Source organism: Thioalkalivibrio sp. ALE14, assembly GCF_000376845.1.
Taxonomy (GTDB): domain Bacteria; phylum Pseudomonadota; class Gammaproteobacteria; order Ectothiorhodospirales; family Ectothiorhodospiraceae; genus Thioalkalivibrio.
In genome coordinates, this window is sequence record NZ_AQXY01000030.1 from 200,096 (window position 1) to 226,588 (window position 26,493).

General features: G+C 65.7%; 23 protein-coding genes and 1 tRNA gene. 15 read left to right on the forward strand and 9 right to left on the reverse strand.

Annotated features, from left to right (window positions below):
• The first annotated feature begins 531 nt into the window (after positions 1-531).
• The 6 genes from F572_RS0112100 (at position 532) to F572_RS15810 (ending at position 5,020) form a co-directional block, all read left to right on the forward strand.
• On the forward strand, positions 532-1,308 hold the full coding sequence (locus tag F572_RS0112100) for a hypothetical protein (protein ID WP_017942949.1): 777 nt from the start codon (positions 532-534) through the stop codon (positions 1,306-1,308).
• A gap of 38 nt (positions 1,309-1,346) precedes the next feature.
• Positions 1,347-1,826, forward strand: a complete 480-nt coding sequence (aprB, locus tag F572_RS0112105; protein ID WP_038034341.1) for an adenylyl-sulfate reductase subunit beta — start codon at positions 1,347-1,349, stop codon at positions 1,824-1,826.
• Entirely contained in the window at positions 1,826-3,727 is a 1,902-nt protein-coding gene (gene aprA / locus F572_RS0112110) for an adenylyl-sulfate reductase subunit alpha (protein ID WP_017942947.1), read from the forward strand. The genes aprB and aprA overlap by 1 nt, the downstream gene beginning before the upstream one ends.
• Positions 3,728-3,882: 155 nt before the next feature.
• Complete coding sequence (locus F572_RS0112115) at positions 3,883-4,233, forward strand: hypothetical protein (RefSeq protein ID WP_017942946.1); 351 nt, start codon at positions 3,883-3,885, stop codon at positions 4,231-4,233.
• 16 nt (positions 4,234-4,249) lie between these two features.
• Positions 4,250-4,762: a peptidylprolyl isomerase gene (locus F572_RS0112120; protein ID WP_017942945.1), complete on the forward strand. Its 513-nt coding sequence runs from the start codon at positions 4,250-4,252 to the stop codon at positions 4,760-4,762.
• Positions 4,763-4,855: 93 nt separating this feature from the next.
• The gene (locus tag F572_RS15810; RefSeq protein ID WP_017942944.1) at positions 4,856-5,020 is read left to right on the forward strand and encodes a hypothetical protein; all 165 of its coding nucleotides are present in this window, start codon (positions 4,856-4,858) and stop codon (positions 5,018-5,020) included.
• A 287-nt stretch (positions 5,021-5,307) separates the two neighbouring features.
• Here F572_RS15810 and F572_RS0112130 read toward each other — a convergent pair whose 3' ends face one another.
• Positions 5,308-6,327: a porin gene (locus F572_RS0112130; RefSeq protein ID WP_017942943.1), complete on the reverse strand. Its 1,020-nt coding sequence runs from the start codon at positions 6,325-6,327 to the stop codon at positions 5,308-5,310.
• Positions 6,328-6,537: 210 nt separating this feature from the next.
• Here F572_RS0112130 and F572_RS0112135 point away from each other — a divergent pair, with 210 nt between their 5' ends.
• Both F572_RS0112135 and F572_RS0112140 read left to right on the forward strand, forming a co-directional pair.
• Positions 6,538-7,983: a hypothetical protein gene (locus F572_RS0112135; RefSeq protein ID WP_017942942.1), complete on the forward strand. Its 1,446-nt coding sequence runs from the start codon at positions 6,538-6,540 to the stop codon at positions 7,981-7,983.
• 67 nt (positions 7,984-8,050) lie between these two features.
• Complete coding sequence (locus F572_RS0112140) at positions 8,051-10,129, forward strand: TonB-dependent receptor domain-containing protein (protein ID WP_155983931.1); 2,079 nt, start codon at positions 8,051-8,053, stop codon at positions 10,127-10,129.
• 273 nt (positions 10,130-10,402) lie between these two features.
• Here F572_RS0112140 and F572_RS0112145 read toward each other — a convergent pair whose 3' ends face one another.
• Together F572_RS0112145 and F572_RS0112150 are read right to left on the reverse strand one after the other, a co-directional pair.
• Positions 10,403-11,131: a rhomboid family intramembrane serine protease gene (locus tag F572_RS0112145; protein WP_017942940.1), complete on the reverse strand. Its 729-nt coding sequence runs from the start codon at positions 11,129-11,131 to the stop codon at positions 10,403-10,405.
• 264 nt (positions 11,132-11,395) lie between these two features.
• Positions 11,396-12,901 (reverse strand): SulP family inorganic anion transporter, encoded by a 1,506-nt coding sequence (locus tag F572_RS0112150; protein WP_017942939.1) that lies wholly within the window; start codon positions 12,899-12,901, stop codon positions 11,396-11,398.
• A gap of 309 nt (positions 12,902-13,210) precedes the next feature.
• On the opposite strand from F572_RS0112150, the gene F572_RS0112155 reads away from it, so the two are divergent.
• Positions 13,211-13,699, forward strand: a complete 489-nt coding sequence (locus F572_RS0112155) for a universal stress protein (RefSeq protein WP_017942938.1) — start codon at positions 13,211-13,213, stop codon at positions 13,697-13,699.
• A 477-nt stretch (positions 13,700-14,176) separates the two neighbouring features.
• Here the strand turns inward: F572_RS0112155 and moaA are convergent, their stop codons facing one another.
• The gene (moaA, locus tag F572_RS0112160) at positions 14,177-15,181 is read right to left on the reverse strand and encodes a GTP 3',8-cyclase MoaA (RefSeq protein ID WP_026143150.1); all 1,005 of its coding nucleotides are present in this window, start codon (positions 15,179-15,181) and stop codon (positions 14,177-14,179) included.
• 227 nt (positions 15,182-15,408) lie between these two features.
• Here moaA and F572_RS0112165 point away from each other — a divergent pair, with 227 nt between their 5' ends.
• The 3 genes from F572_RS0112165 (at position 15,409) to F572_RS0112175 (ending at position 20,153) form a co-directional block, all read left to right on the forward strand.
• A complete protein-coding gene (locus F572_RS0112165; RefSeq protein ID WP_017942936.1) occupies positions 15,409-18,315 on the forward strand; it encodes a molybdopterin oxidoreductase family protein in 2,907 nt (968 codons plus the stop codon).
• A 67-nt stretch (positions 18,316-18,382) separates the two neighbouring features.
• Complete coding sequence (locus tag F572_RS0112170; protein ID WP_026143149.1) at positions 18,383-19,078, forward strand: 4Fe-4S dicluster domain-containing protein; 696 nt, start codon at positions 18,383-18,385, stop codon at positions 19,076-19,078.
• A gap of 25 nt (positions 19,079-19,103) precedes the next feature.
• On the forward strand, positions 19,104-20,153 hold the full coding sequence (locus F572_RS0112175) for a DmsC/YnfH family molybdoenzyme membrane anchor subunit (RefSeq protein ID WP_017942934.1): 1,050 nt from the start codon (positions 19,104-19,106) through the stop codon (positions 20,151-20,153).
• A 140-nt stretch (positions 20,154-20,293) separates the two neighbouring features.
• Here F572_RS0112175 and F572_RS16020 read toward each other — a convergent pair whose 3' ends face one another.
• Positions 20,294-20,428, reverse strand: a complete 135-nt coding sequence (locus tag F572_RS16020; protein ID WP_017942933.1) for a hypothetical protein — start codon at positions 20,426-20,428, stop codon at positions 20,294-20,296.
• Between the two features lie 214 nt (positions 20,429-20,642).
• On the opposite strand from F572_RS16020, the gene rfaH reads away from it, so the two are divergent.
• Positions 20,643-21,149, forward strand: coding sequence for a transcription/translation regulatory transformer protein RfaH (gene rfaH, locus F572_RS0112185; RefSeq protein ID WP_017942932.1), 507 nt, complete (start codon positions 20,643-20,645; stop codon positions 21,147-21,149).
• A gap of 236 nt (positions 21,150-21,385) precedes the next feature.
• Here the strand turns inward: rfaH and F572_RS0112190 are convergent.
• A tRNA-Arg gene (locus F572_RS0112190) sits at positions 21,386-21,462 on the reverse strand.
• A gap of 184 nt (positions 21,463-21,646) precedes the next feature.
• Here F572_RS0112190 and F572_RS0112195 point away from each other — a divergent pair.
• On the forward strand, positions 21,647-22,507 hold the full coding sequence (locus tag F572_RS0112195) for a c-type cytochrome (protein ID WP_018158472.1): 861 nt from the start codon (positions 21,647-21,649) through the stop codon (positions 22,505-22,507).
• A 67-nt stretch (positions 22,508-22,574) separates the two neighbouring features.
• On the opposite strand, the gene F572_RS0112200 is transcribed toward F572_RS0112195, so the two are convergent.
• The 3 genes from F572_RS0112200 to F572_RS0112210 form a co-directional block, all read right to left on the reverse strand.
• A complete protein-coding gene (locus F572_RS0112200) occupies positions 22,575-24,080 on the reverse strand; it encodes a YifB family Mg chelatase-like AAA ATPase (protein ID WP_017942930.1) in 1,506 nt (501 codons plus the stop codon).
• Positions 24,081-24,140: 60 nt separating this feature from the next.
• Entirely contained in the window at positions 24,141-24,401 is a 261-nt protein-coding gene (locus tag F572_RS0112205) for an accessory factor UbiK family protein (protein WP_017942929.1), read from the reverse strand.
• Positions 24,402-24,465: 64 nt separating this feature from the next.
• Complete coding sequence (locus tag F572_RS0112210) at positions 24,466-25,188, reverse strand: pteridine reductase (RefSeq protein ID WP_017942928.1); 723 nt, start codon at positions 25,186-25,188, stop codon at positions 24,466-24,468.
• Positions 25,189-25,270: 82 nt separating this feature from the next.
• Here F572_RS0112210 and F572_RS0112215 point away from each other — a divergent pair, with 82 nt between their 5' ends.
• Positions 25,271-26,479, forward strand: a complete 1,209-nt coding sequence (locus F572_RS0112215; RefSeq protein WP_017942927.1) for a class I SAM-dependent methyltransferase — start codon at positions 25,271-25,273, stop codon at positions 26,477-26,479.
• Positions 26,480-26,493: the final 14 nt, after the last annotated feature.

Below are 26,493 nucleotides of genomic sequence, written 5' to 3' on the forward strand. Positions count from 1 at the left end.
GCTGCTTGAATGGGGCGGCCTGGGCCGCCACGCGGAGTCCGGACCGCATTCGGCCGCCGTCCACGCGGGCGGCGGGTGGCGGCATCGGCCCTGAACGTAGCACAAGATAGTGCATAAAGCGCCGGGTTTCTTGACCGTAGATCCGAGCTCGAATGGCTGGTATCGCCCCGGTGGCTGCCGGATCAGGTTGTGTGCGGTGGCTGTCCGATTGGTCCGAAGCCCATCGGGATTGGCTCCACGGTCGCCGCAAGACCGCCGCCCTGTGCGCGTCCGGGCGACGATCCTGGCCTGCGAAACCATCGGGGACTGCGTTGATACAGCCGTACTTCGCGCAGCCCTAGATTAGCGTTTCCATAAATAAGCATATGACCTAATAGAATCGACTGATGCGCGGGGAAGCAAGTTTGATTTGAAGCGCAAGATCGAGTTGGCACAGACTCGGTGTGCCAATTGGACACTCTGAGGAGGCCTGACGCCGTGATCACTAGCAATCCCTTTGCCGAACTGGCTGCGTTTATCCCACCAGCCGCTATGCAGGCGTATGTCGTGCTCATGGTCATCCTGGTGGCCGCCGGCACGATCCTCGACATGATGCACAAGAGGAGTGCCCAGTACTTCTTCGAGAACGCCAAGAAAGCCGAAAAGAGTGCGACCCGCAGCGTGAGCGGCGGCGAGAAATTCTCCCAGGCAGTGCAGACCCTGGGGAAAGAGGTCATCACCTCCGGCGAATTCAAGAACCCGAAGCGTCGCGCCTCGCACCTGTTCACGATGTGGGGCTTCGTCCTATTCGTGGTCTCCTCTGCCGTGCTGATCTTTGGCTACGCGACCGAGCCGGCCGCCGGTGTATGGCCGGTGCTGTGGCACCTGGGCGCCCTGTCGCTTGCCTTCGGTGGCTACTGGTTCTGGTTCTTTATCCGCGTGGATGTCTACTCCGAGGGGCGTCGCTGGTACCAGCTCGTCCGTGCCGACATCTTCATCGTGTCGCTGCTGGCGATGTCGACGTTCGCCATCCTCTGGTCGCTGACCCAGGGCACCGGCGCCCTTGGCTGGCTGTTCTTCGCGCTCTTCCTCGCGGCCACCACGACCCTGTTCGCGACGGTCTACTGGTCCAAGTTCGCGCACATGTTCTTCAAGCCGGCCGCGGCCTACCAGAAGCGGATGACACGTGCCGACGGCTCCGCCGAGAACCTTCCGACGCTTACGCGCGACGACCCCGAGCAACAGCAGCGCCATTCGATGGAACTGCTGCGCGACGCGCCGATGGAGATGGGGAAGGGCATCCAGCGTGAAGCCCCCCACCACTACTGAGCCCCTTATCCAAACACCAGCATCGATCGAGGACTACCATGCCAACTTTTGTATACATGACCCGTTGCGATGGCTGTGGATACTGCGTGGATATCTGCCCGTCAGACATCATGCATATCGACCCCACCACGCGTCGCGCCTACAACATCGAACCCAACATGTGCTGGGAGTGTTTCTCCTGCGTGAAGGCCTGCCCGCACCACGCCATTGATGTGCGTGGCTACGCGGACTTCGCGCCGCTGGGGCACAGCGTGCGCGTTGACCGTGACGAGGAACGGGGCACCATCGCCTGGAAGATCAAGTTCCGCGATGGCCGCGAAAAGGATTTCCTGTCACCGATTACTACCAAGCCCTGGGGCAAGCACATCCCGCAGCTGGCCGACGTCCCCGCACCGGACAAGTCCATGCGCGACAGCCAGCTGCTGTTCAACGAGCCCAAGTACATCCGCATGGATGAGGGGGATCTGCACACGCTTGAGGCCGCCGGTCTCAAACTGAAAGAAGGGGTGTACTACTGATGGCCTACAAGACAATCGTCGAAGACAACATCGACATCCTGGTCTGTGGCGCGGGGCTTGGTGGCACGGGTGCCGCCTGGGAAGCCCGCTTCTGGGGCCAGGACAAGAAGGTCGTGATTGCCGAAAAGGCCAACATCGACCGTTCCGGCGCGGTCGCCCAGGGCCTGTATGCGATCAACTGCTACATGGGGACCCGCTGGGGCGAGAACAATCCCGAAGACCACGTGCGCTACGCCCGTATCGACCTGATGGGCATGGTGCGCGAGGACCTGCTGTTCGACATGGCCCGCCACGTGGACTCCACCGTGCACCAGTTCGAGGAGTGGGGGCTGCCGCTGATGCGTGACCCGAAGACGGGTGCATACCAGCGTGAAGGCCGCTGGCAGATCATGATCCACGGCGAGTCTTACAAGCCGATCGTGGCCGAGGCCGCCAAGAAGTCCGCCGACACCATCTACAACCGCATTTGTGTCACCCACCTCCTGATGGACGAGTCCAAGGAGAACCGGGTGGCCGGCGCGGTGGGCTTCAACGTGCGCACCGGCAACTACCACGTCTTCAAGTCGAAGTCGGTGGTCGTCGCCGCCGGCGGCGCCTCCATGATCTTCAAGCCGCGTTCCGTGGGCGAAGGCGCGGGTCGCGTCTGGTACGCCCCGTGGTCGTCCGGCTCGGCCTATGGCCTGCTGATCAACGCCGGGGCCAAGATGACGCAGATGGAAAACCGCATCGTGCTGGCCCGCTTCAAGGATGGCTACGGTCCGGTCGGTGCGTACTTCCTGCACCTGAAGACCCGCACGCAGAACTGCAACGGCGAAGAGTACGAGTCCAAGTGGTGGCCGCAGCTGCAGGAGATGGTCGGCAAGGAATACCTGGACCCGGAGGTCTCCCACCGAACCCATCGGCCGATCCCGACCTGCCTGCGCAACCATGCATTCCTGAACGAAGTGAATGCCGGCCGTGGCCCGATCCACATGGTCACCATGGAGGCCTTCCAGGACCCGCATCTTGAAGAGGTGGGCTGGGAAAACTTCCTCGGCATGACCGTCGGTCAGGCGGTGTTGTGGGCCGCGACCGACGTCGACCCCAAGAACGAGAACCCCGAACTGACCACCTCGGAGCCCTACGTGATGGGCTCGCACGCCACGGGCTGTGGCGCCTGGTGCTCTGGGCCGGAGGATGTCTCCCCGCCCGAGTATTTCTGGGGCTACAACCGCATGACCAGCGTCGAGGGTCTGTTTGGTGCGGGCGACGCCGTGGGCGGAACGCCGCATGCATTCTCCTCCGGTTCGTTCACCGAGGGCCGCCTGGCCGCGAAGGCCGCCTGCAAGTACATCGACGACGGCAAGGCCGACGGCATTCGTGTCTCCGATAAGCAGATCAACAAGCTGAAAGAGGAGATCTACAAGCCGCTGGAGCACTACAAGGTCTACAGCAACGAGGTGGTGGCCGGTTCGGTCAATCCGAACTTCATCAACCCGCGCCAGGGTCTCGACCGCCTGCAGAAGCTGATGGACGAATACTGCGGTGGCGTGACGGTCAGCTACATGACCAACGAGAAGCTGCTCAATATCGGCCTGAAGAAGATGAAGATCCTCGAAGAGGACTTGGAGAAGCTGGCCGCGGAGGACATCCACGAGCTGCTGCGCGCCTGGGAGCTGAAGCACCGCGTGCGCACGGCCGAAAGCGTCTTCCACCACACCCTGTTCCGCAAGGAAACCCGCTGGCCGGGTTACTACTACCGCGGCGACTACATGAAACTCGACGATCAGAACTGGCATCACCTGACCGTATCCCGTCGTGACCCGAAGACGGGCGAGTACACCATGGAAAAGGCGCCGTGCTATCACCTGGTCGACAAGGACGAGGCCCCGGCGAAGGAAGCCGAGAAAGAGGAAGCCTAGGGTGCTAACGTGGCGGGGTCGGTCACGACCCCGCTGCCTCGCACGGAAGCCCGACGGCCGGCGCGTTCACGCGCAGGCCCTCTCTTTCAACCGCTACACCTGAGGGTTTCAACATGACCAGCGCAGCTGAAGCACAAAGCTTGCCGGAGACTTCGATGAATATCATCGATCACTCCGACGAGGAGATCGTGGAGATCGCCCACCCCATGTGGGCCGATCTGGTCAAGTATTCGAACAAGGGTCAGTACGGCAAGTTTGTCCGTCGCTTCTCGTATCACCTGCTGTTCGGGCTCAACGAGGTCGAAGTCGGCAAGCAGTTCGCCCAGAGCGAATTGACCCGCAACCTGAGCGCGGACTGGGACTTCCTCGGCATTATCCGTCGGGGCGAGCACGTCACGGTCCTCTACCGGGTGCGCAGCACGAAGAAAGAGGGCGAATGGCTCGGTCGCATGGTCCTCGGGTACGAGGAAGGCGAGGTGCGTATCTTCGGTGCGTCCATTTTCTGAGACTGCGGGACTTTGAATGACAGATGTAATCCAGGACAACAAGTACGTCGAACTGAACTACCAGGTGATCGACGAGAAATCCGGCCAGGTCCTGACCGAGGTCGAGTTCCCGCTGGGTTATGTGCACGGCGTGAACGAGGTCCTTTCACCCCAGGTGATGGGCGAGCTGGAAGGCAAGGCCCAGGGCGAGACCATCGAGGTTCCGATCGACTGCAACGCCCTGTACGGGCCGCGTGACGAGTCCCTCGTGATCACCGAAGCGATCGAGAACGTGCCCGAGGAGTACCGCGAGGTGGGCACCGCCATCCTGATGGAAAACGACCGCGGCCAGACCAAGAGCTTCCTGGTGACCCGGATGGACGACCAGACCATCACCATCGACGGCAACAACCCGCTGTGTGGTCGGCAGGTGGTCTTCAAGCTGAACATCCTGCTGGTGCGGGATGCCAGCGCAGAAGAAATCGAGCATGGCGGCAAGGTGGAGACGGGGCCGGAGATCGACAGCGGGAGAGCGGTCCCCATCGAGTGATAGAGCACCTTCGCCCGGTTTTGTCAGTGAGTCGGGGGCGAGACGGCGTTTCTTCCGTCCCCTCTTTTTTCATCGAAGCGAGGTGAATGCACCATGAGTCAGCAATCCGACAAGAAGCACCCGGAAGTTCCGGACGGCAAGTCACGCTTTCTGGTGACCCGTCAGATGAAGCCGAACGAAAAGGGCTTCGTCGGCTACGAGACCATCTGGGAACCCTTCCAGAAAGAGGCGGAATACCAGACCCCCAAGCGTCCCTGAGGCTATCGCCGGCCGCGCATCTGCTGCGCAGGCGCGCGGCCGTGTCGGCCCCTAATCGGTGACGACCAACCCCTTCCGATCGGTCGGTAACGGGATCTCGGCCTGCACCTGTCGCACTGTGACCAGCCTCTACCTGTATGCCCCACTTCTCGAGAGTCCCGGTGTCACAACGTAAGTGCGCCGCCGGCGCTTCGCGAATCACAGAAAAAAGCCCCGCCGGGGCGTAGTCCGGCGGGGCTCGGAAAACGGGGACGGCGGTCCTGGCCGCCGGCCCCGGCATTGCTCGGTCAGAAGTCGTAACGCATGCCGATCGAGAGGGCGGTAGCGTTCTCGCCACCCACGCCCGGCTGGCTGACACTCTTGGCGGCATTCCACGGCGCCAGGGCCGAGTTGTCGTCGTTGTCGACCATGGCGATGTTGCCGTAGAAGCGCAGATCGCTATCCAGGCGGTATTCGAGACCCAGGGCATACATGGTGGCGTCGGCATCGTCCAGGTCGGAATCCAGCTGGAAGACGTGACCGTTCAGGTACATGCTCGGGGTCAGGCGGAACTGCCCGCCAAGGCCGTACACATCCGCCTCGTCGCCACTGGTGGTTTCGGAGTTCTGGTAGAAGGCGCCCATGCGGAAGGCCGGCGTGATGCGATAGCCGACGGCAAGACGCCAGGCGTCCGGGTTCACGTCGCCGTCTTCCTGCTTCTCGTAGGCCAGCGCGCCGGTCAGGTCGCCCATGCTCAGGATCAGAGATGTGGAATAGGCCTTGTTGGGGGCCCCGTCACCGGTGGTGGCGCCGTCCGTCTCGTTCGAGTACTGGATGTTCCAGGTCAGGCCGCCGAAGCTCGGCGTCTGGTAGTGGATACTGTTGTTGAAGCGCTCGTCGAAGCGGCCGGTCTGCGCGGCGGAACGGGTCAGGTTGCGCATGTCGCCGACCTGGTCGCCGAAGAAGTTGGCCGGGCCACGGGCGCGCTTGAACGGGGTGTCGAACTTGCCGATGCGGAGCATGCCCCACTCGGAACCCTTCAGGCCCACAAAGGTGTCGCGGGTGGCGAAGTTTGTGCCGTTGGTGTCGAAGTCGATCTGTTGTTCGATCTGGAACATGCCGACCAGCTGTTCGCGGAACTCGCGCTCGCCCTTGAAGCCCAGGCGGCTGGAATTGCTCGAGACATTGAACTCGTTGTAGTCGGCGCCGTCGTCGAGGACATCGGCGGACAGGTGGGCGCGTCCGTACAGCGTCCAGTCGGCAGTGGCCAGGGCTGGTACGACCAGACCGGCCGCGATCAGGCTGGTCAGCAGGTGTTTGCGATTCATGGGATTCTCCCCTCTTTGCGTTTGAACATTGGCGAGACGCGAGTGCCTCTCGACAGGGCGCAAGCATGAGGAGGCCGGGTGACGCCCCGGTTAAGCTGCGATGAAGATCGCGTTAAAAGGCAACACTGTTGTGTAGACGCAACGGCTATCCGGGGGAACCGGTCGAAGCGTGCCCGGTCTGCTCAGACATGGGCGACACGATCTGCCCGAATGTCGAACACACATCAGGGGAAGAAGAGCATGACGACATCCGTAAAGGCGCTGACCGCGGTCATGGCGTTCACAGTGGCGGGTATGGCGAACGTCCAGGCCACCCCGGTGGCTGTGGCGCAGGGGCTGGATGCGGAAGAGCGGGTCCTGGTGCATGTCGAGGACATGGCCGCCGAGGATGCCTTCATGGCGCTGGGGGCGCTGACCGTGAAGGGCCGGTTGATGCGCGACAGCGAGCTGGGTCACGAGGGTTACCGGCCCGAGCTAACCGGGGACCCGATGCGGGCGGTCGGCGAGACCTGGCTGGAACTGCTGAACGTGGTGCACGGCCGGCTGGTGGACGATGGCCGCATCCGTGCGCACGCCGGCGGTGATGTCGAGGCGTCACCGGCGGCCTACGCGGATGCCGCGTATCTCTATCACATGCATCACAGTGCCGGACGGTTCGAACACCTCGGGCTCTACGACGAACTGACCCATACACCCTCGCCGCTGATTTCCATCCTGACCAGCCATCTCGTCAATGAGCGCTATGCCGATGGTGCGGTGCATGCCGCGAACGATTCCCAGGCCGATGGCTTCGCGTATGGCCTGGATGCGCTGCATGCGGCGGTCTATGCATGGGTGCGGCAGGACAAGCCCGGCGGTGCGGAGGATATGGGCCAGATGGACCGGGCCGCGCTGTCGGGTTGGCTGGGCCATTCCCGCGAGGATCTGGTGGTCATCGCTCGAGCGCTTGCCGAACGTGCCGAGGCCGCCTGGGATGCGGACGCCGGCATTTACGTGTTCGACCAGGGCGCGGAATGGTCGCTGGACCAGCTCGGCGCGATGCTGCGCGGCCACAAGGCGCTCTACGAGATGCTGTATTTGTACGGGGACTCCGACGATGCAGCGCGCGCTGAAACCCTGGCGGATCGCGCTGCCGCCATTACCGAAGCGGTCGTGGCCGGGCATGGTGCGATGCGTGACTGGGGATTGCCGGCTCGACTGACGTTCGAGGGGGGCAAGGCCCGGGCCGCCTCCGATCGCGTCGATACCGCGGCGCAGTGGCGCTTCGTGCACCAGTTGACCGGCGGCTTCTCCCTGTTCCGGGAGCGCGAGGGGACCTCCGGGCTAATCGGTGAGCGCGCGCCGGAACTGGAAGGCCTGGTGGGGCGCGCGGTCGACCGCCTGCTCCTCGGTGCGCTGGATTACCAGCTGGGCGACGGGATGATCCCTGCCGCCCTGAGTTACTCTGACGGCCGCGTGATTGATCCGCGTGTGACTACGCGCTCGGTCGCGGCCTTCGTCCAGGCCGTCGGAAATGGGTACCGGGTTGGCGAGGCGTTCGACCGTCCCGGCGCCTGGGAAGAGGGCTCGCGACTGGCCGAACGCAGCCGCACCCTGTACGACGCCTTTCTCGCCCATGGCGAGCTGTTGACCGAGCGCCTGATCCTGCGGGAGTAAGGGCGCCGTGGTGCGGGCGGTATCGGTGCCGGAGACCGCGGCGGCAACCGCCGTCCGCGGTCTCCTCGTGCTTGGCCTGCCGCTTCTCTGGGTGCCGGCAAGCTCGGTCTGGGCGGAAGACGCGCCGCCCCCGGTCCTCGACCCGGTAGAAGTCACGGTGACCGCGCCGCGCCTGGCGACCCCGTTGGCGGATCTGCCGGCGGCGGTCAGCCGGGTCGACGAGCGCCAGGCCACCGAGGGGCGCCAGGGCCTGCAGCTGGACGAGGCGCTCAACCGTGTGCCTGGACTGTTCGCGCAGAACCGCTACAACTTTGCCCAGGATGCGCGAATCTCGATCCGCGGTTTCGGTTCACGCGCCCCGTTCGGGGTGCGTGGACTGCGCATCCTCCAGGACGGGATCCCCGAGACCACGCCGGACGGGCAGTCGCAGGTGGATGCCATCGATCTGCTGAATCTGCGCGACATCGAGGTCCTGCGCGGGCCCAGCGCGGCGTTGTACGGCAATGCCTCCGGCGGCGTGATCGCTGCGCGCACCCGCGACGGGCGGGATCCGCGCGGCTTCGGTGGCGGCGTGCTGATGGGCAGCTACGGTTATCGTCGCGCCGAAGCGGTGGCGGAGCAGGACCATGGGACCCACCGCTATTCCCTGACCGCACATGATTTCGCCATCGACGGCTACCGCGAACAGTCCACTGCCGAGAAGCGCTATCTGCGCCTGCATACTGCCTCGCAACTGGATGCCGGCACGCTCAACTTTCACCTGCGCTACCTGGATGCGCCACGCACTGACGATCCCGGCGGGTTGACCCGCGAGGAGATGCGCGAGGATCGGCGTGCCGCCGCGCCGCTGGCCACGGCGCTGGACAGTACCCAGTCCGCCGAACAGCTGACCACGGGCCTGCAATGGGAGCAGCCCCTGGCCGGGGGCGAGCTGCGCCTGGGCGGATTCTGGACCCAGCGCGATTATGCGCAGCAGCTGCCGTTCCCCGGTGATTCCCGTGTTGCCTACGAGCGCGATTTCTTTGGAGTTAATGCCCAGTACGAGCGCGACGTTGGGGCGACCCGTGTGCTCACCGGCATCGACCTGGAAGAACAGCGCGATGACCGCACACGGCGCTGTTCTGCTGGCCGGCTTTTCGATCGCGACGGCGGCGAGTGTTCCGCGGACCCGGTTGATCCCATGAGCGACTTGGCGCTCGACCAGCGGGAGCGTGCCCGCTCGCGCGGTGTGTTCGTGCAGACCGATACCGCACTCGGGTCGGACTGGAACCTGGTGGCCGGCGCCCGTCACGATCGTATTCGCATGTCCATCGACGATCACTTCGTCGAGCGGTTTGACGACGGTAATGACGTCACGGACCGATCGGGTCGACGGACCTTTGACGAGACCAGCGGCATGGCCGGCTTGATCTGGCATTTTCGACCCGAATATCGCGCCTACGTGAATGTGGCGACCAACTTCGAGACCCCGACCTTCACCGAGTTTGCCAATCCGGAGGGCGGAGGCGGCTTCAATCCCGAGGTCGACCCACAACGGGCGCGCAGTATCGAGGTCGGTATCCGGCGCGAGAATCCGCAGCTCTCCTGGGAGGCCTCGGTCTATGCCACGCGGGTTCGAGACGAGATCGTCGTGGATGACGAGGGGGATTTCCGCGATTTCTACGAGAATGCGGGGCGTACGGCACGAGAAGGGGTGGAGTTTGGCGCCGAATGGAGGGCGTCGGAGGCCTGGACCTTGAGTAGTGCGCTGAGTCTGAGCCGATTTCAGTTTCGGGAGTATGCCGATGCCGGGGGCGACCGCTTTGACGGCAACCGCATGCCGGGATTGCCGCGCGAACAGTTGTTCGTCGAGGCCGACTGGCGCGACGGGCCCTGGTTCGTAACCGTGGATGCGCTGCATGTGGGATCGCGTTACGCGGACAACGCGAACACGGAAAAGGTGGGGCCGCAGACGACGCTGAACCTGCGCGCTGGCCGATTCTGGCAGCAGGGCGGCACCCGCGCCGAGGCCTTCGTTGCCGCCAGCAACCTGCTAGACGCCGATAACGTCGACAACATCCGTATCAATGCGGCGGGCGGCCGCTACTACGAGCCCGCGCCCGGCCTTACGCTGATGGCGGGGGTGCGCATGACTTTCGGTCGTTAGGTTGGCCCGCGGCGTCGCAGCACCGGGCGGCGTCATTGCGAGGAGGCGAAGCCGACGTGGCACAAAGGCGCGAAGCGCGTTGAACGGCCGCAGGCCGGCCCGAAGGGCGAGCGCAGCGAGTAATCTCCGAACTCTGGCAACGCGGTGCTTCCGGAAGGAGGTTGCTTCGTCGGCTTCGCCTCCTCGCAATGACGGTGCCAGGAAGAGGGGCCGTCGCCGCTACGTCGCGGGATGCACCGATCGCCGCGAACTGCATCCAGGAAGGGTGTCCGACTAGTCGCGCCGCCCGGGCCCCTCCGGCGGTTCTTTCGGCTCGATCTCGTCGAGCCGGCCCTGCTCGATCTTGCGCAGGGTCTCGGGGTCGGTGGGGTCGTCGTCCTCCCAGTCATGCCGGCGGTAGACCGGGAATGGATCTCGGCGATAGAGCACCCAGCCGCAGACCGCACCCACGACCGCGCCGAACAGGTGCGCCTCGAACGAGACCTTGGGGCCGCTGGGAAAGACGCCCCAGAGCATGCTGCCATAGAGGAACAGGATGATGATGGCCACCGCGATGGACAGCGCATCGCGCCGGCGGATCCCGATCACCACGGCAAAGAACATCAGCCCGTGGGTCAGGCCCGAGGCGCCGATGTGCAGCCCCTCGCGGGCGAACAGCCAGACCCCCAGCCCGCCCATCAGCCAGATCAGCGGGACCGCAACGCGCGTGGCCCGCGGGAAGCCGTAGAGCGTGAGCATGCCGAGCACCCACAGGGTCGGTACATTGGCGAGCAGGTGACCCCAGGAGCCATGGATCAGCGGCGAGGTGATGATGCCCAGCGCCCCGACCGCGTCGCGCGGCAGGATGCCCAGCCGCGACCAGTCCCCGCCCAGCAGGTCGTGCAGGGCGTGGATCACGATCAGGATGGCAGCCCCCAGCATGGGCCAGAGCAGCGCGCGCCGAATTCGCTCGCGCTCGGCCCGGGGGTCGGCCGGGGCTGCCGGCCGGCGAAGGTTCATCATGCGCCTAGCCTGCCACGCCCCGGCGCGCGGTCCAATTTCTCCGATACCCCGGGGCTGCCACGGGGGACGTCGTTGCGAGGAGTGCAGCGACGAAGCAACCTCCTTCCGGGACCCTCGGACCCCGACGCTGCGCCAGCTTCAGGAGGTTACTCGCTGCGCTCGCCCTTCGGGCCGGCCTGCGGCTGTTCAACGCGCTTCGCGCTTTTGTGCCGCGGCCCCTGCGGGGCCTCGCAATGACTGTGCGAGTCAGAAGTCGCGCGGGGGTCAGTGCCCGCCCGGTCCCAGGTCGGCGCCCTTGTCGTGCTGCGCGAGCTTGTCGTGGAGTTCGCCGCTTTCGCCGCGCGGCGCCTTTACCTCGACCTCCATGCCGTTGCGGCGGAACTTGCCGACGACCTTGTCGATCGCGGCTACCGCCGAGCTGTCCCACAGCGAGGCGCGGGTCAGGTCGATCTCGACGTTGTGGATGCGTTCGCGGTAGTCGAAGCTGTCGATGAACTTGTCCACGGCGACGAAGAAAAGCTGGCCGCGAACGGTATAGATGCGGGTCTTGCCGTCCTCCGACAGGTCGCTTTTCACTTCCACCGCCTTGACCATCTTGCGTGCGAAGAAGATCGCCGAGAGCAGCACGCCGGCGAACACGCCCATCGACAGGTCGTGGGTGATCACGGTGACCGCTACGGTCACGATCAGCACCACGGCGTCGGTGCGCGGCAGCTTGTGCAGGGTGGTCAGGGAGCCCCAGTCGAAGGTGGCGATGGAGACCATGATCATCACCGCGACCAGTGCGGCCATCGGGATGATGGAGACCAGATCGCCCAGCACCAGGATGAAGAACAGCAGGAACAGGCCGGCTGACAGGGTCGACAGCCGACCGAGACCGCCGGACTTGATGTTGATGACCGACTGGCCAATCATCGCGCAGCCGGCCATGCCGCCGAAGAAGCCGGTGACGATATTGGCGATACCCTGTCCCTGGGCCTCGCGGTTCTTGCCGGAGGGGGTGTCGGTCAGGTCATCGAGGATCGAGGCTGTCAGCAGCGACTCCAGCAGACCAACGATCGCCAGCGCGAACGCGGTCGGGAAGATGATCTGCAGGGTCTCCAAGTTCCACGGGATGTCGGGGAACAGGAACACCGGCAGACCGGAGGGCAGGTCGCCCATGTCGCCGACTTCCAGCGTGGGCATGCCCATGTAGTAGACGACGGCGGTTAGCGCGATGATCGCGACCAGCGGTGGCGGCAGGAGCTTCGGGTAGCCGGGGATCATCGGCAGGCCGTAGAGGATGATCAGGCCGGCCGCGACCAGTGCCCACATGGTGGTGTCGCCATCCACCAGGTACGGCACCTGGGACAGGAAGATCAGGATGGCCAGCGCGTTGACGAAGCCGACCAGCACCGTTCGGGGGATGAACATCATGTAGCGCGCGAGCTTGGCCCACGAGAACAGGAGCTGGATGATCCCGGTCAGGATCGTGGCCGCCAGTAGGTACTGCAGCCCGTGCTCGGCCACCAGCGTGACCGTGAGCAGGGCCATCGCCCCGGTTGCCGCCGAGATCATTCCGGGGCGCCCGCCGGCGAAGGCGATCACCACGGCCATCGTGAACGAGGCGTACAGGCCCACGCTCGGATCCACGCCGGCAATGATGGAGAAGGCGATCGCTTCCGGGATCAGGGCCAGTGCGACCACGATCCCGGCGATCAGGTCGCCGCGGACGTTGAAGAACCAGACCTTGCGCTGGCGGGACAGGAAGTCTTGTATGGTCTGCTGCACGTTGCGTTCCCCAATACCGGTGCGCGCCGAAGCCGACCAGGGTCGGGATCAACGGGTGAACGAACAGGTACCAGAGACTTTGGGAGACGCCGATCCACGCGAAGGGTTGGATCGGTGCTTCCCCGGGAAGTAGCCGGGCCCGGTTGCCACCAGTGGATGGCGCGGTTGCAAGCGGTTCGTTGCCAGTACAGACTGAGAACCGCTCAGGAAAGGCGCGAAATTGTACCACTCCATTAGTCGGTTCTGAAATTTTCATGACCCCGAGCGGATGCGCCGGGTCGGTTTCATGCGATCACAAAGGGTATCCCCATGCTGCAGCGCGTCATCATCGCCATCGACTTCTCGCCCGCCTCGGCCGCGGCCCTGGCGGTCGCCCGCCAGCACTGCACAGGGGCGAAGAAGCGGTTGCTCTACGTGATGAAGCCATCGGAAGTGGCCGGTCCCAGCTCCGCCGGTGCGTTCAGTGGTGCGGGGTCTTCGCCGCTGAACGCGAAGGCAATGCGCAACTCGGCGGAAGAGAAGGTGCGTGCGCAGCTGCAGGAATGGGCGGAGGCAGACGACGATGTCGCCATCGCCGTGGGCAGCGCGCCGGAAGAGATCTCGCGCCACGCCGAGGAGTGGGGCGCGGACATGATCGTGATGGGGACCCGCGGGCGCAGTCAGATCGCCAACATGCTCTCCGGCTCCGCGACTGAGTGGCTGGTTCGCAATGCGCGCCTGCCGGTGCTGGTGGTGCACGACGTGCCGCTGTCCGACTCGATGAAGGAAAAGCTGCCTCCAGAAGGCGCCGTCGACTGAGCCGGCTCGCAGTTCTCCGACACGCAGAAGGCCCGCTTTCCAGCGGGCCTTCTGCTTTGCGCGGCCCTTTGCGGTGTCGAGGATCCGGACATGCAGGAGGCCAGCCTCTGGCCGATGGGGCGTTGATCAAGCCCCATCGCTCAGAGGGCTGAGCTCCTACGGGTTCGAGGCCCCGCCCACAGGGAGGGGCGAGTCACCGGTGTTGTGCGGGGCACCGTCATCGCGAGGCGCGCAGCGTCGTGGCGATCTTCTGACGCAACCGTCGCCCCGACCAGGTGTGCAAACGTCAGGGGGGTACAGGCTTCCTCGCCATGACGTCGCTTTCGATCCCCGTCATGGCGAGGCCCGCGAGGGCCGTGGCCATCTCTGGATGCAGCCCGGGGCGCTGGCTCCGACGGGTAACGGGCAGGAGCTCGAGATCGCCACGGCGCTTCGCGCCTTGCGATGACGAGCCGGTGGGCGGGCCTCGCCGTGACGTCAGCCGCCGGTCATGGACATGAAGCGCATGACTTTTTCCGGGCGCTCGGAGAATTCGTGGCGTTCCGGTTTCAGGTTGATGGCCTGGACCACCAGGTCCTCCAGCTCGGAATCGGTGCAGCCCTCGCGCAGGTAGGGGCGCAGGTTCAGGCTGTGGTCGTTGCCCAGGCAGGTGTAGATGGTGCCGTCCACCGACAGGCGCACGCGGTTGCAGGTGTCGCAGAAGTGCTGCGAGATCGGGGTGATGAAGCCGATGCGCACGTCGGTATCCGGGATCTGCATGTAGCGTGCCGGGCCACCCCCGGGCATCACCCCGGGCACCAGGTTGTAGCGTTCCTCCAGGCGGGCGCGTACGTCCTGGAGGTTCACGTAATGGCCTTCTTTCGCCTCACGCCCGGTGTCGCCCATCGGCATGGTCTCGATGAAGCGCAGGGTGAACCCGTGTTCGATGCAGAAGTCGACCATGTCCTCGACCTCCGGCTCGTTGATACCACCCATCACGACCATGTTGATCTTGATCGGGTCGAGCCCCGCGGCCTTGGAGGCCATCAGCCCGTTCAGCACCTTCTCCAGCTTGCCGCCGGTGATCTCCTTGAAGACCTCGGGCTTGAGCGAGTCGAGACTGACATTGATGCGGCCCACGCCGGCGTCCTTGAGCTCCTGCGCGTGGCGTGCCATGCGCGTGGCGTTGGTGGACAGCGAGATGTCGTCGATGCCGGGCAGGGCGTGCAGGCGTGCGGCCAGGTCCGGGAGGTTCTTGCGTACGAGCGGCTCGCCGCCGGTCAGGCGCACGCGCCGGGTGCCCAGGCGACCGAAGGCCCCCATCACGCGTTCGATCTCCTCGAAACTGAGCCAGTGATCCGGCTCCTCGAAGTCGCGAAAGCCCTTGGGCATGCAGTAGAAGCAGCGCAGGTCGCAGCGGTCCGTGACCGACAGCCGGACGTACTCGATTCGGCGTCCGAAGGCGTCTACCAGGGCGTTCTCGTCCTTGAAGGGGCGTTCCATGGGGCGATCCGTGCTGTCGATGGGGGCGATATGTTTCATCACACACATCGTAGACCACTTTTCCGGGAACGCAACAACAATGCCCCAGGCCGGATGTGGCAATAAACAAAATCTCTCACAGATAGAGTTTGCTTATTTCAAGATAAGAACTTTTCGTTGGTCAAAAGCCCTGTTAATGGCCAGTATGTCGCCTGAATAAGCAAACCGTGATCTATGGGGTCGTCTGAATGAGTGCGTTGCCCGAATTCGAGAACCACAGCGAGCAGGAAATCAAGTACACCACCTGCTATATGTGTGCCTGCCGCTGCGGCATCAAGGTTACCGTCCAGAACAACAAGGTCCGCTATATCCAGGGGAACCGGCACCACCCGATCAACAAGGGTGTGCTCTGTGCCAAGGGTAACGCGGGGATCATGAAGCAGCAGTCCCCCGCGCGCCTGCAGCAGCCGATGCGCCGCAAGCCGGGCACCGAGCGCGGTGCCGGCGAGTTCGAGCCGATCTCCTGGGACGAGGCCATCGACACCCTGTCCGAACGTCTGCAGAAGATCCGCGAGACCGACCCGCGCAAGCTGGCGTTCTTTACCGGCCGTGACCAGATGCAGGCCCTGACCGGCCTGTGGGCGACCCAGTTCGGCACCTACAACTGGGCAGCCCATGGCGGCTTCTGCTCGGTGAACATGGCGACCGGTGGCCTGTATACCACCGGCTTCGCCTTCTGGGAATTCGGCGACCCCGACTGGGACCGCACCAAGTACCACATGCTCTGGGGCGTGGCGGAAGACCATGCCTCCAACCCGATCAAGATCGGTCTGGAAAAGCTCAAGCGCAGTGGCGGCAAGTTCGTGGCCATCAACCCGGTGCGCACCGGCTACCAGGCGATCGCCGACGAGTGGGTGGGCATCAAGCCCGGTACCGACGGCCTGTTCGCGCTGTCGATGCTGCACGTGCTGCTGAAGAACGACCAGTTCGACTGGGACTTCCTGGTGCGCTACACCAACGCCACCCAGCTCGTGGTGCAGACCCCGGGGCAGAAGGGCGACGGCCTGATCCTGCGTGACGACGATGGCAACCCGCTGGTGTGGGAACTGGAGCAGGAGGCCTTCGTCGACGGCAGCCAGGTGGATATCAAGCCGGCTTTGTTCGGCGAATACACCGCCCCGGACGGCCGCCCGGTCAAGACCGTCATGACCCTGCTGGCCGAGCGCTACCTGTCGGACGAGTATTCCCCGGAGAACACCGAAGAAGTCACCGGTGTGCCGGCCAAGCAGACCGAGCGCCTGGCGCTGGAGATGGCCCACGTCGCCTTCAAGGAGACCATCGAGCTCGATATCGAGTGGACCGACTCCTGGGGCCGCAAGCACGACAAGGTGTTCGGGCGTCCGGTGTCCATGCATGCGATGCGCGGCATCTCCGCGCACTCCAACGGCTTCCAGACCTGCCGCGCGATCCACCTGCTGCAGATCATGCTCGGCTCGGTGGACTGCCCCGGTGGCCACCTGGCCAAGCCGCCGTATCCGAAGCATGTCCCGCCGGGCATCAAGCCGGCCAAGGAATGCGCGCCGAACACCCCGCTGAAGAGCCCGCCGCTCGGTTTCCCGACCGCGCCGGAGGACCTGGTCATCGATGACGACGGCAACCCGCTGCGCATCGACAAGGCCTTCTCCTGGGATGCGCCGATCTCCAACCATGGCCTGATGCACATGGTGGTGACCAACGCGGTCAACGGCGATCCCTATCCGATCGACACGCTCATCTTCTTCATGGCGAACATGTCGTGGAACTCCTCCATGAACACCGCCGAAGTGATGGACATGCTGCGGGCGAAGGACGAGAACGGCGAGTACAAGATCCCGTTCCTCGTCGTCTCGGATGCGTTCCACTCGGAGACGGTCAACTTCGCCGACCTGGTGCTGCCGGATACCACCTATCTGGAGCGCTACGACACCATCTCCATGCTGGACCGCCCGATCTCCGAGCCGGCCGCGGCGGCGGATTCCATCCGTCACCCGATCCTCGAAGTCGACCGCAACGTGCGTCCGTGGCAGGAGGTTATGGTCGAGCTGGCCGGGCGTCTGAAGTTCCCGGCGTTCACCAAGGACGACGGCAGCCGCAAGTTCGCCGACTACAAGGACTTCATCGTCAATTACGAGAAGGAGCCGGGCATCGGCTTCCTGTCCGGTTACCGCGGCAAGGATGGCAAGACCCATCTGCGTGGCGAGCCGAACCCGAAGCAGTGGGAGGCGTACATCGAGAACCAGGGGTTCTTCGTCCATCACCTGGCGCCGAACCAGCAGTTCTACCGCTTCGCCAACAAGGACTACCTGGAGCTGGCCAAGCACGCCGGCTGGGTGGGCAAGACCGATCCGATCACGATCGAGCTCTACTCCGAGACCCAGCAGCGCTTCAAGCTGGCCGGCCAGGGGCTTTACGACGGCCCGCAGCCGACCAAGCAGGAACACAAGGATCGTCTGACGCAGTTCTTCGATCCGCTGCCGATTTGGCACAAGCCACTGGAGCAGACCCGTATCGACGAGGACGAGTACCCGTTCTACGCGGTCAACCAGCGTCCGATGTTCATGTACCACTCCTGGGATTCGCAGAACGCCTGGCTGCGCCAGATCTGCGCCCAGAACTACCTGTACATGAACCGTGGCAAGGCGCAGTCGATGGGCATCGAGGACATGTCCTGGGTCTGGCTCGAGTCGCACAACGGCAAGATCCGTGTGCAGGTCAAGCTGATCGAGGGTTGCGAGCCGAATACCGTCTGGACCTGGAATGCGATCGGCAAGCAGAAGGGCGCCTGGGGCCTGAAGCCGGAGGCGAACGAGTCCAACAAGGGCTTCCTGATGAACCACCTGATCAGCGAACTGCTGCCGAAGAAGGGCGATCCGGTGGACAACATCACCAACTCCGACCCGGTGACCGGCCAGGCCGCGTGGTACGACCTGAAGGTCAGGATCACGCCGGCGGATCCGGACGAGGCCAGCACCTGGCCCGATTTCGACACGATCAAGCCGGCCCCCGGCATGTCCGAGGCCCCGGACCAGCTGCGCTACGCGGCGCACAAGCCGGTGCACCTGAATCGCTCCATCCGCGACGTGCTGACCCGCGGTTCGCTGGACGAAGACAAGTAAACGCCACGAACCCGGGACATGCCGCCGGCAGCGACCGGCGGCTCGAGAGAATTTGAGGAGTAGCTGTATGCGACTTGGACTCGTAATCGATATGGACACCTGCGTGGGCTGCCACGCCTGCGCGGTGGCCTGCAAGCAGTGGAACACCAGCGGCACCACCGGCGCGCTGACCGACTATCGCCCGTACGGCGAGGACCCCAGCGGCGTGTGGTTCAACCGCATTCGCCACTACGAAGTCGGGGATTACCCCAACAACAAGACCGTGAACATCCCGATGTCCTGCATGCACTGCCAGCATGCCGACTGCGTGAATGTCTGCCCGACCGGTGCCTCCTACAAGCGTCCGGAAGACGGCATCGTGCTGGTCGACCAGGACAAGTGCATGGGCTGCAACTACTGCGCCTGGGCCTGCCCCTACGGCGCGCGCGAGCTGGACCGCGAAGACGGCGTGATGAAGAAGTGCACGTTGTGCGTGGACCGCATCTACGACGAGCAGCTGCCGCCGGAAGAGCGCCAGCCCGCCTGCGTGATCACCTGCCCGGCGCATGCCCGGTTCTTCGGTGATTTCGACGATGCCGACTCCGAAGTCAGCCGCCTGGTGCGCGAACGCGGCGGTGTGAAGCAGATGCCGGAGCTGGGCTACAAGCCGGTGAACACCTATCTGCCCCCGCGTATCACCCGCCCCATTCCCACCGACGACGTGCGGGCCAACAAGCTGGTCAGCTCGGTGAAGGACTGGGTCAACAAGATGGTCGCGCGCTAAGCGCGGCCCGAACGGGAGAATTCATATGCATCCGGCATTTTCCGTCATCCTGTTTACCGTCATCTCGGGTGCGGGCTACGGCCTGTTCATCCTGCTGGCGGCCTTCCACCTCGCGGGCATCGGCCCGGCGATGAGTCATGGCGAGCTGCTCGCGCACGGCTTCGCATCGCTGGGCATGATCACCCTGGGGCTGATCCTCTCCACCGGGCACCTGGCAAACAAGAAGAACGCCTGGCGTTCCTTCATGCGCTTCAAGACCTCCTGGCTGTCCCGCGAGGCCGTGTTCGCAGTGCTGTTCTATCCGTTCGCCGGGATCTATGGCCTGGGCGTGCTGCTGCAGGGTTCGGCCATCGGGCCGCTGCCGGCGGTGGCCGGCTCGATCGCCGCGGTACTGGCCGTGGTGACCCTGTTCTCCACGGGCATGATCTACGGCTGTCTGAAGACCATCCGTCAGTGGAACACCGCGCTGACCCCGGCGAACTACATCATGCTGGGCATTGCCACCGGTTCCGCACTGTTTGCCGCCATTGCCGCGGCGTTCGGCAATGCCACCACGATGCATGCCGGCGTGGCGATGGTCGCGCTGGTCGCGGCGGCGGTGCTGAAAGGCATCTACTACTTCTGGATTTCGCGGGTCAACGGCCCGACCATCAACACCGCGACCACCTTCAACCGGGCCACCGTCCGGCTGCTGGATACCGGCCACACCGCCGGCACCTTCCTGACCGACGAATTCGGCTACGACCCGCGCAAGGACACCATCGACAACATCAAGATGGGCGTCTTCCTGCTCGGCTTTATCGCCCCGGTACTGGTCTTCGCTTCGATCCTCTCCGGTGCACCCGCTGGCATCGCCTGGCTGGCGGCGGTCTCGAGTCTGGTCGGGATCGGCATGGAGCGCTGGCTGTTCTTCGCCGAGGCCAAGCATGTGGTGCGTCTCTACCACGGTGCCCAGACCTGCACCGACTCCCTGGCCGAGCCGAGCCGTGTCGGCCCGGAAGTGGCCGCGGATACCCGCCGCGGCGACGCGCCCCGCGGCGAGCTGGGCGATACGCCCGGGGGGTCCGGCTCCTGATGCAGGCCCCGCGGGCTGTCCGGCTTGTCCGGCCGCCCGCGGGGGCTTCGAGCGACACAAAAGAACAGGCCAGGGCGGAGGTCATCCGATACCCTGGCCTTTTTATGTATGGGCGGGCCCCGGCAGCAGCTGGAGGCGTGTTACCGGCCCTTGTCGTTCTCGTGCATGCCGTGAACGATGAAATACCCGACGTAAGCGAAGAAGGCCACGATGCCGGCCAGGGTCAGAATCGTCAGGATCCCGATGGGCGACTGAAACATGATTTCCATCAGCATGATCTTTCCTCCAGTTGGGTCCATGCACTCTCGACGCTAGCGCCCGAGCCCGGCTTCGGAATTGATCCAGATCACGCTCGCATTCGATCCGGCGAAGAATTCAATGCGGCCCTGTAACGGCCGTCTGGCCACCGCCCCTTGCGCGCGCATATCATTCGGGGCATCACATGGTTGATGTCGCGCCGGCGAACGGCCGAAGGCGCACGAGGTCCGCTTGAAACACTGGTACACCGTCCACTGCAAACCCCGCGAGGAGGCCCGCGCAGAGGCCAATCTGGCCCGGCAGGGCTATCACACGTTCCGACCGCTGATCCGCCGTGCCGCGCGTCGTGGTGGACGGCGTACCACGGTGACCGAATCCCTGTTTCCGCGGTATCTCTTCACGGAACTGTGCGACAGCCACGAAAACTGGGCGCCGATCCGCTCTACCCGCGGCGTCCTTGGCCTTGTCCGCTTTGGTCAGGCCCCGGTCCCGGTACCCGGACCCGTGATCGAGGCAATCCGCCTGCGGCTCGATCCGGAGAGCGGCTGCCTGGACCTGACGCGTGCCGGTGATTTCGCCGCCCGCCAGCCGGTCACGATAACCGACGGTCCCTTCCAGGGTCATGAGGGGCTATTCCTCGCCCGAACCGGCGACGAGCGCGTCATGGTTCTCATGCAGATCATGAACCAGAGTCAGGAGGTCGAACTGCCGGCCGCGGCAGTGGGGCCCGCGGCCTGAGGCGAGCGCGGAGGTCCCGGGGGGGCGCGGTCGGACTCCGGCGTGTTCGGGCGGTGCGCCCGAGAGGATAGCTGCGCCGCCTTTGGCGGCTCGGCCCTTCGGGCCGGCGCAGCCGCTGGCTGTACCGCGATGTCGGCCCGCTGCGCGGGCCTCGGCTCGAACGGAGGTTCGAATCGGGCCCTCGGGGCACACCCCCATAAAGAAGAAGGGCCCCTGAGGGCCCTTCTTCTTTATGATGGCGCGCCCGAGAGGATTCGAACCTCTGACCTCTGCCTCCGGAGGGCAGCGCTCTATCCAGCTGAGCTACGGGCGCAAGACCCATAATCATACGGGCGGGGCCTCTATTGCGTCCAGCCATATTTGACCGCCCTGCTTGGTTTGTGGTCGCGCCCGGCATGATGCCCTATACTCTGCGCCCGATTTGCGCGTACCGCGCGAGCGCTTTCGAAAGAGCACACCACAAGGCCACGCACGGCCAGGATCTCGGAGGGAGAGAAGTGGGAAATCAACCGATCAAGATGGACACCGGGAACAAGGTGTTGCTGTTTATCGCGTCGCTGGCGCTGCTGGCCACGGTCCTGTTTCTGGTGTCGCAGCTTGCGGGCTGGATTGCGGGGATGACGGGGTCCCAGGCCGAGGCCGTGAGTGAGGAGCGTATTGCCCAGCGGATCGCCCCCATCGGTCAGGTGGTCTCCGGCGAGGTGGATACGGCGGCCGAGCCGGCCGACCTCAGCGCAGGCGATATCTATTCCAACGTCTGTGCCGCCTGCCACGACGCCGGTGTTTCCGGTGCCCCCATCAAGGATGACACCGATGCGTGGGCGAACCGCCTGAACGACAAGGGTCTGGACACGCTGTTCGACAACTCCATCAACGGCATCGGCGCCATGCCGGCACGCGGCGGTGACTCCAGCCTGACCGACGAACAGATGCGGGATGTCGTGGCCTACATGCTGGACCAGGCCGGCGTCGATCACGACTACGAGGGCAGCGGTAACGGCAATGGTAACGGCGACGCCGCGGGCGAAGACCCGGTGGCGACCACCGAGACCGGTGAAGCGGCGGCCGAGGAAGAAGCCGACGCCGTTGCGGCCATCGCGCTCGAAGAGGGTGACGCGGAGCGCGGCCAGTCCCGCTACAACACCTGTGTTGCCTGCCACGGCGCGCAGGGTCAGGGCACCCCGGTGTTCCCGAAGCTGGCCGGCCGTGATGCCGAGTACATCGCCGACAAGCTGGTGCGCTACCGCGCCGGCGAGACCGTTGGTGACCAGACGGCCCTGATGGCGCCGAACGCCGCGAACCTGTCCGATCAGGACATCGCCGATCTGGCCGTGTACGTCGCGACTTTCGAAGACTGATCGCGCGGTCGCACTGCGACCTCAAGGCCCCGCCCGGGCTTCCCGGCGGGGCCTTTTTGTTGCCGGGCTACTGGGTGCGCCAGTGGTCAAGGGCACGATAGCTGAGCGCCTCGGTCAGGTGCGGCGTTGCGATCTGTTCCACGCCGCCCAGATCCGCGATGCTGCGTGCCACCCGCAAGATGCGGTGATAGGCCCGCGCGGATAACCGGAAGCGCTCGGCCGCCTTGTCCAGCAGTCGCCGATCCCCTTCCGCCAGGGCGGCGTGGCGCTTGAGCCCCGCGCCATCCAGTCCGCTGTTCAGTCCGTCCTGGCGGGCCTTCTGCACTGCGCGTGCTCGTGCCACCCGCTCGGCGACGCAGGCCGAGGTCTCCGCAGGCTCGCGGGTGTCGGTCAGTTCGGCCGGCGGGATGCGCGGGACCTCGATGGCGAGGTCGATGCGGTCCAGCAGGGGGGCGGACAGGCGCTTGCGGTGCCGCGCCCGTTGTTCCGGGGTGCATTCGCAACGCTCGGCCAGGTCGCAGTCGAAGCCCTGCGGGCAGGGGTTCATCGCCCCGACCAGCTGGAACCGCGCCGGGAACTCGGCCTGACGGGCAGCGCGCGAGATGTGGATGACGCCGGTCTCCAGCGGCTCGCGCAGCACGTCCAGCACCGAACGGTCGAACTCCGTCAGTTCGTCCAGGAACAGCACGCCCTGGTGCGCCAGCGAGATCTCGCCGGGGCGGGGCGTGCTGCCGCCGCCCACCAGGGCGACGCCCGAAGCGGTGTGATGCGGCGAGCGGAAGGGGCGAGCCCGCCAGTCGCCGCGCAGGTGAGTACTGCCGCGCAGACTGTGGATGGCTGCGGTCTCCAGTGCCTCCGCCTCCTCCATGGGCGGCAGGATGCCGGGAATGCGGGCGGCGAGCATGGACTTCCCGCTGCCGGGTGGGCCGACCATCAGCAGGTGGTGGCCGCCGGCCGCAGCGATCTCCAGGGCGCGCCGGGCCTGGTGCTGGCCGCGCACGTCCGCGAGGTCCGGGTGCGTGGGTGGCGCGGGTTCGGGCGGCTGGGCGGGCGTCAGCCCGTCGCGTCCCGACAGGGCGGCGCATACGGCGGTCAGGTGGGAGCCGGTGAGGACCCGGGCGCGACTGGCGAGGGCGGCCTCCGCGCCATCCTCCGGATTGACCACCAGGGCCCGTTCTGCCTGCGCCGCCGCGATCCCGGCCGCGAGGGTGCCGCCCACCGGTCGAAGTTGCCCGTCCAGCCCGAGTTCGCCGAGAAATTCGTGGCGTTCCAGTGCCTCCGCGGGAATCTGCTGGCTGGCGGCCAGGATCCCCAGGGCAATCCCGAGATCGAAGCGGCCGCCGTCCTTGGGCAGGTCCGCCGGGGCCAGGTTGACGGTGATGCGGCGGCGCGGGAATTCGAAGCCGCTGGTCTGGATCGCCGCGCGCACGCGGTCGCGGCTTTCGCGCACGGCCGCCTCGGGGAGGCCGACGATGTGGAAGGCGGGCAGCCCGTTGGCCAGGTGGGTCTCGATGGTCACCAGCGGGCCATGAATGCCGTCGATGGCGCGGGCGTAGGCAATGGTGACGGGCATCCGTGCCCCCTCCGTTCGGTCGCCGGACGTCCGTGCCCGGCAGGTGGTTTTATCGAGTCGTTACTGCCCGGATTCGTCGCTCGGGCGGCCTTCCAGCGCGGCCACGCGTGCCTCCAGCTCGGCCAGGCGCTCGCGGGTGCGTTCCAGCAGGGCAACCTGGATGTCGAAGTCCTCGCGGGTCACCAGGTCCATGCGTTCGAAGCCGCTTTGCAGCGACGAGCGGACCTGACGCTGCACGTCCTCCTGCACGTGGCGCACCGACTCCGGCAGGCTCTCCGTGATCCGGCGGGCAAGGTCGTCGAAGCGTTTGGAATCGATCATGCGGTGGTCTCCTGACGCGTGTAGTGGGTTGCTCCCAGTGTAGCGCGGCTGCCCGGGGCCGCGGCTACTGCGATGCCGAACGCCCGCCGTCCACCGGGATCACCTGTCCGGTAATGTAGGGCGCGTCCAGCAACAGGAAGCGCACGGTGCGCGCGATATCCTCGGGGCTGCCCTCTCGCTTGAGGGCGGTGCGTTCGATCATGGCCTCGTGGGTCCCGGTGTTCTCCGCGTCCTCGGGGGCGAGGATCGCCCCGGGGGCCACGCCGTTGACCCGCACGCCCGGTCCCAGTTCGCGGGCGTAGGCCTGGGTCAGGGCCCAGAGGCCGGCCTTGGCCGCCGAATACACCGGGTAGCCCTTCAGCGGCCGCAGGGCGTGGATGTCGACGATGTTCACGACCGCGCCCTGCGCCCGCTGTAGCGCCGGATTGCAGGCCTGGGTCAGAAAGGTCGGGGCCTTCAGGTTGGAGCCGACCAGGTCATCCCAGTCCTGCTGCGTGATCTCGCCCACCGCAGTCGGGTAGAAGGTCGAGGCGTTGTTGACCAGAAAATCCAGGCGGCCCCACGCATCCTCGGCCTCGCGGGCCAGGCGTTCGATGCCGCCCGGGTCGAGCAGATCGGCCTGCAGGGTGAGGGCGCTGTCGGGGCGTTGCGCATTCAGTTCGGTGGCGAGGGCCTCGGCATCCGCTTCCGAACCGCGGTAATGAATCAGCACCCGCAGCCCGGCCGCGTGCAGCGTGCGGGCAATGGTCGCGCCCACCCGCCGCGCGGCACCGGTAATCAGCACCACCCGTGCCGGGCCGGATGTCCGGTTCATGCTGTCGGCTTGCCCCTGCGCCACGTCTGTCCCCGGGTTGGTACCATTCGCTGCCATGATGCCGCCGAAACCTAGCACAAATACCACGGACGCCACGGACGATCGGGTTGCCCGGGAGATCGCCGCGCGCCTGCGCACCTACCTGCAACAGAGTATTGCCGCGGGCGAGGGGTTCCTTCCGTTCGTCGATTACATGCAGGCCGCGCTGTATGCGCCGCGCCTGGGGTATTACGTCAACGGCGCGCACAAGCTGGGCGAGGGCGGGGACTTCGTTACGGCGCCCGAGCTCTCGCCGCTGTTCGGCGAGACCCTGGCCACCTGGCTGGCCCCGGTTCTGCGGGACGACCTCGATGGCAGCGGCACGCTGCTCGAGTTCGGTGCCGGCAGTGGCCGCCTGGCGGCGGACGTGATCACGACCCTGCGTGAGCTGGGGGTCGCCTGGGCCCGCTACTGGATCATCGAGGTGAGCCCGGACCTGCGGGCCCGGCAGCAGGCGCACCTGGAGTCGGTGCTTGCGCCCGAGGAGTACGCCCGGGTGGCCTGGCTGGACGCCTTGCCCGGCACCCCCGTTCGCGGCGTGGTGCTCGCCAACGAGGTACTCGATGCCCTGCCGGTGGAGCTGTTCCGCTGGCGCGAGGGCCGGGTGTGGCAGGTCGGGGTCACGAGCGACGCGGGAGGGGCCCTGACCCTGGCCGAACGCGAGGCACCGTCCGCCCTGGCCGAACCGGTCGCGCATCTGCAGGCCGAGCATGGCCCGTGGCCCGAAGGTTATCTGTCCGAGTGGCGCCCGGCGCAGGCGGCGTGGGTGAGCGCGCTGGCCGGGGTGCTGGAGCAGGGGGTGGCCGTGCTCGTCGACTACGGCTTCCCGCGGGCCGCCTACTACGCCCCGGAGCGTCACCAGGGGACGCTGGTTGGCTATTACCGTCAGCAGCTGATCCAGGATCCGCTGGCTCACCCGGGGCTGATGGACTTGACCGCGAGCGTCGATTTTACCGGGGTAGCCGAGGCTGCGGACGCCGCGGGCCTGGACGTCCTGGCCTATGCCGGCCAGGGCGAGTTCCTGCTGGGGGCGGGGCTGCCGGAACGCTTCGAGGCGCGCGTGGGGAGCGGCGAGGACGCCCGTGTGACCATGCAGGCGGCGCAGGCCGTGCGTATGCTGACGCTGCCGGGCGAGATGGGCGAGCGCTTTCAGGTCATGGCCCTGGGGCGAGGCTGTACGCATCTGCCGCTCCAGGGGTTTCCGGATCGGCGGGGGCGCCTGTGAGAACCGGCTTCCAC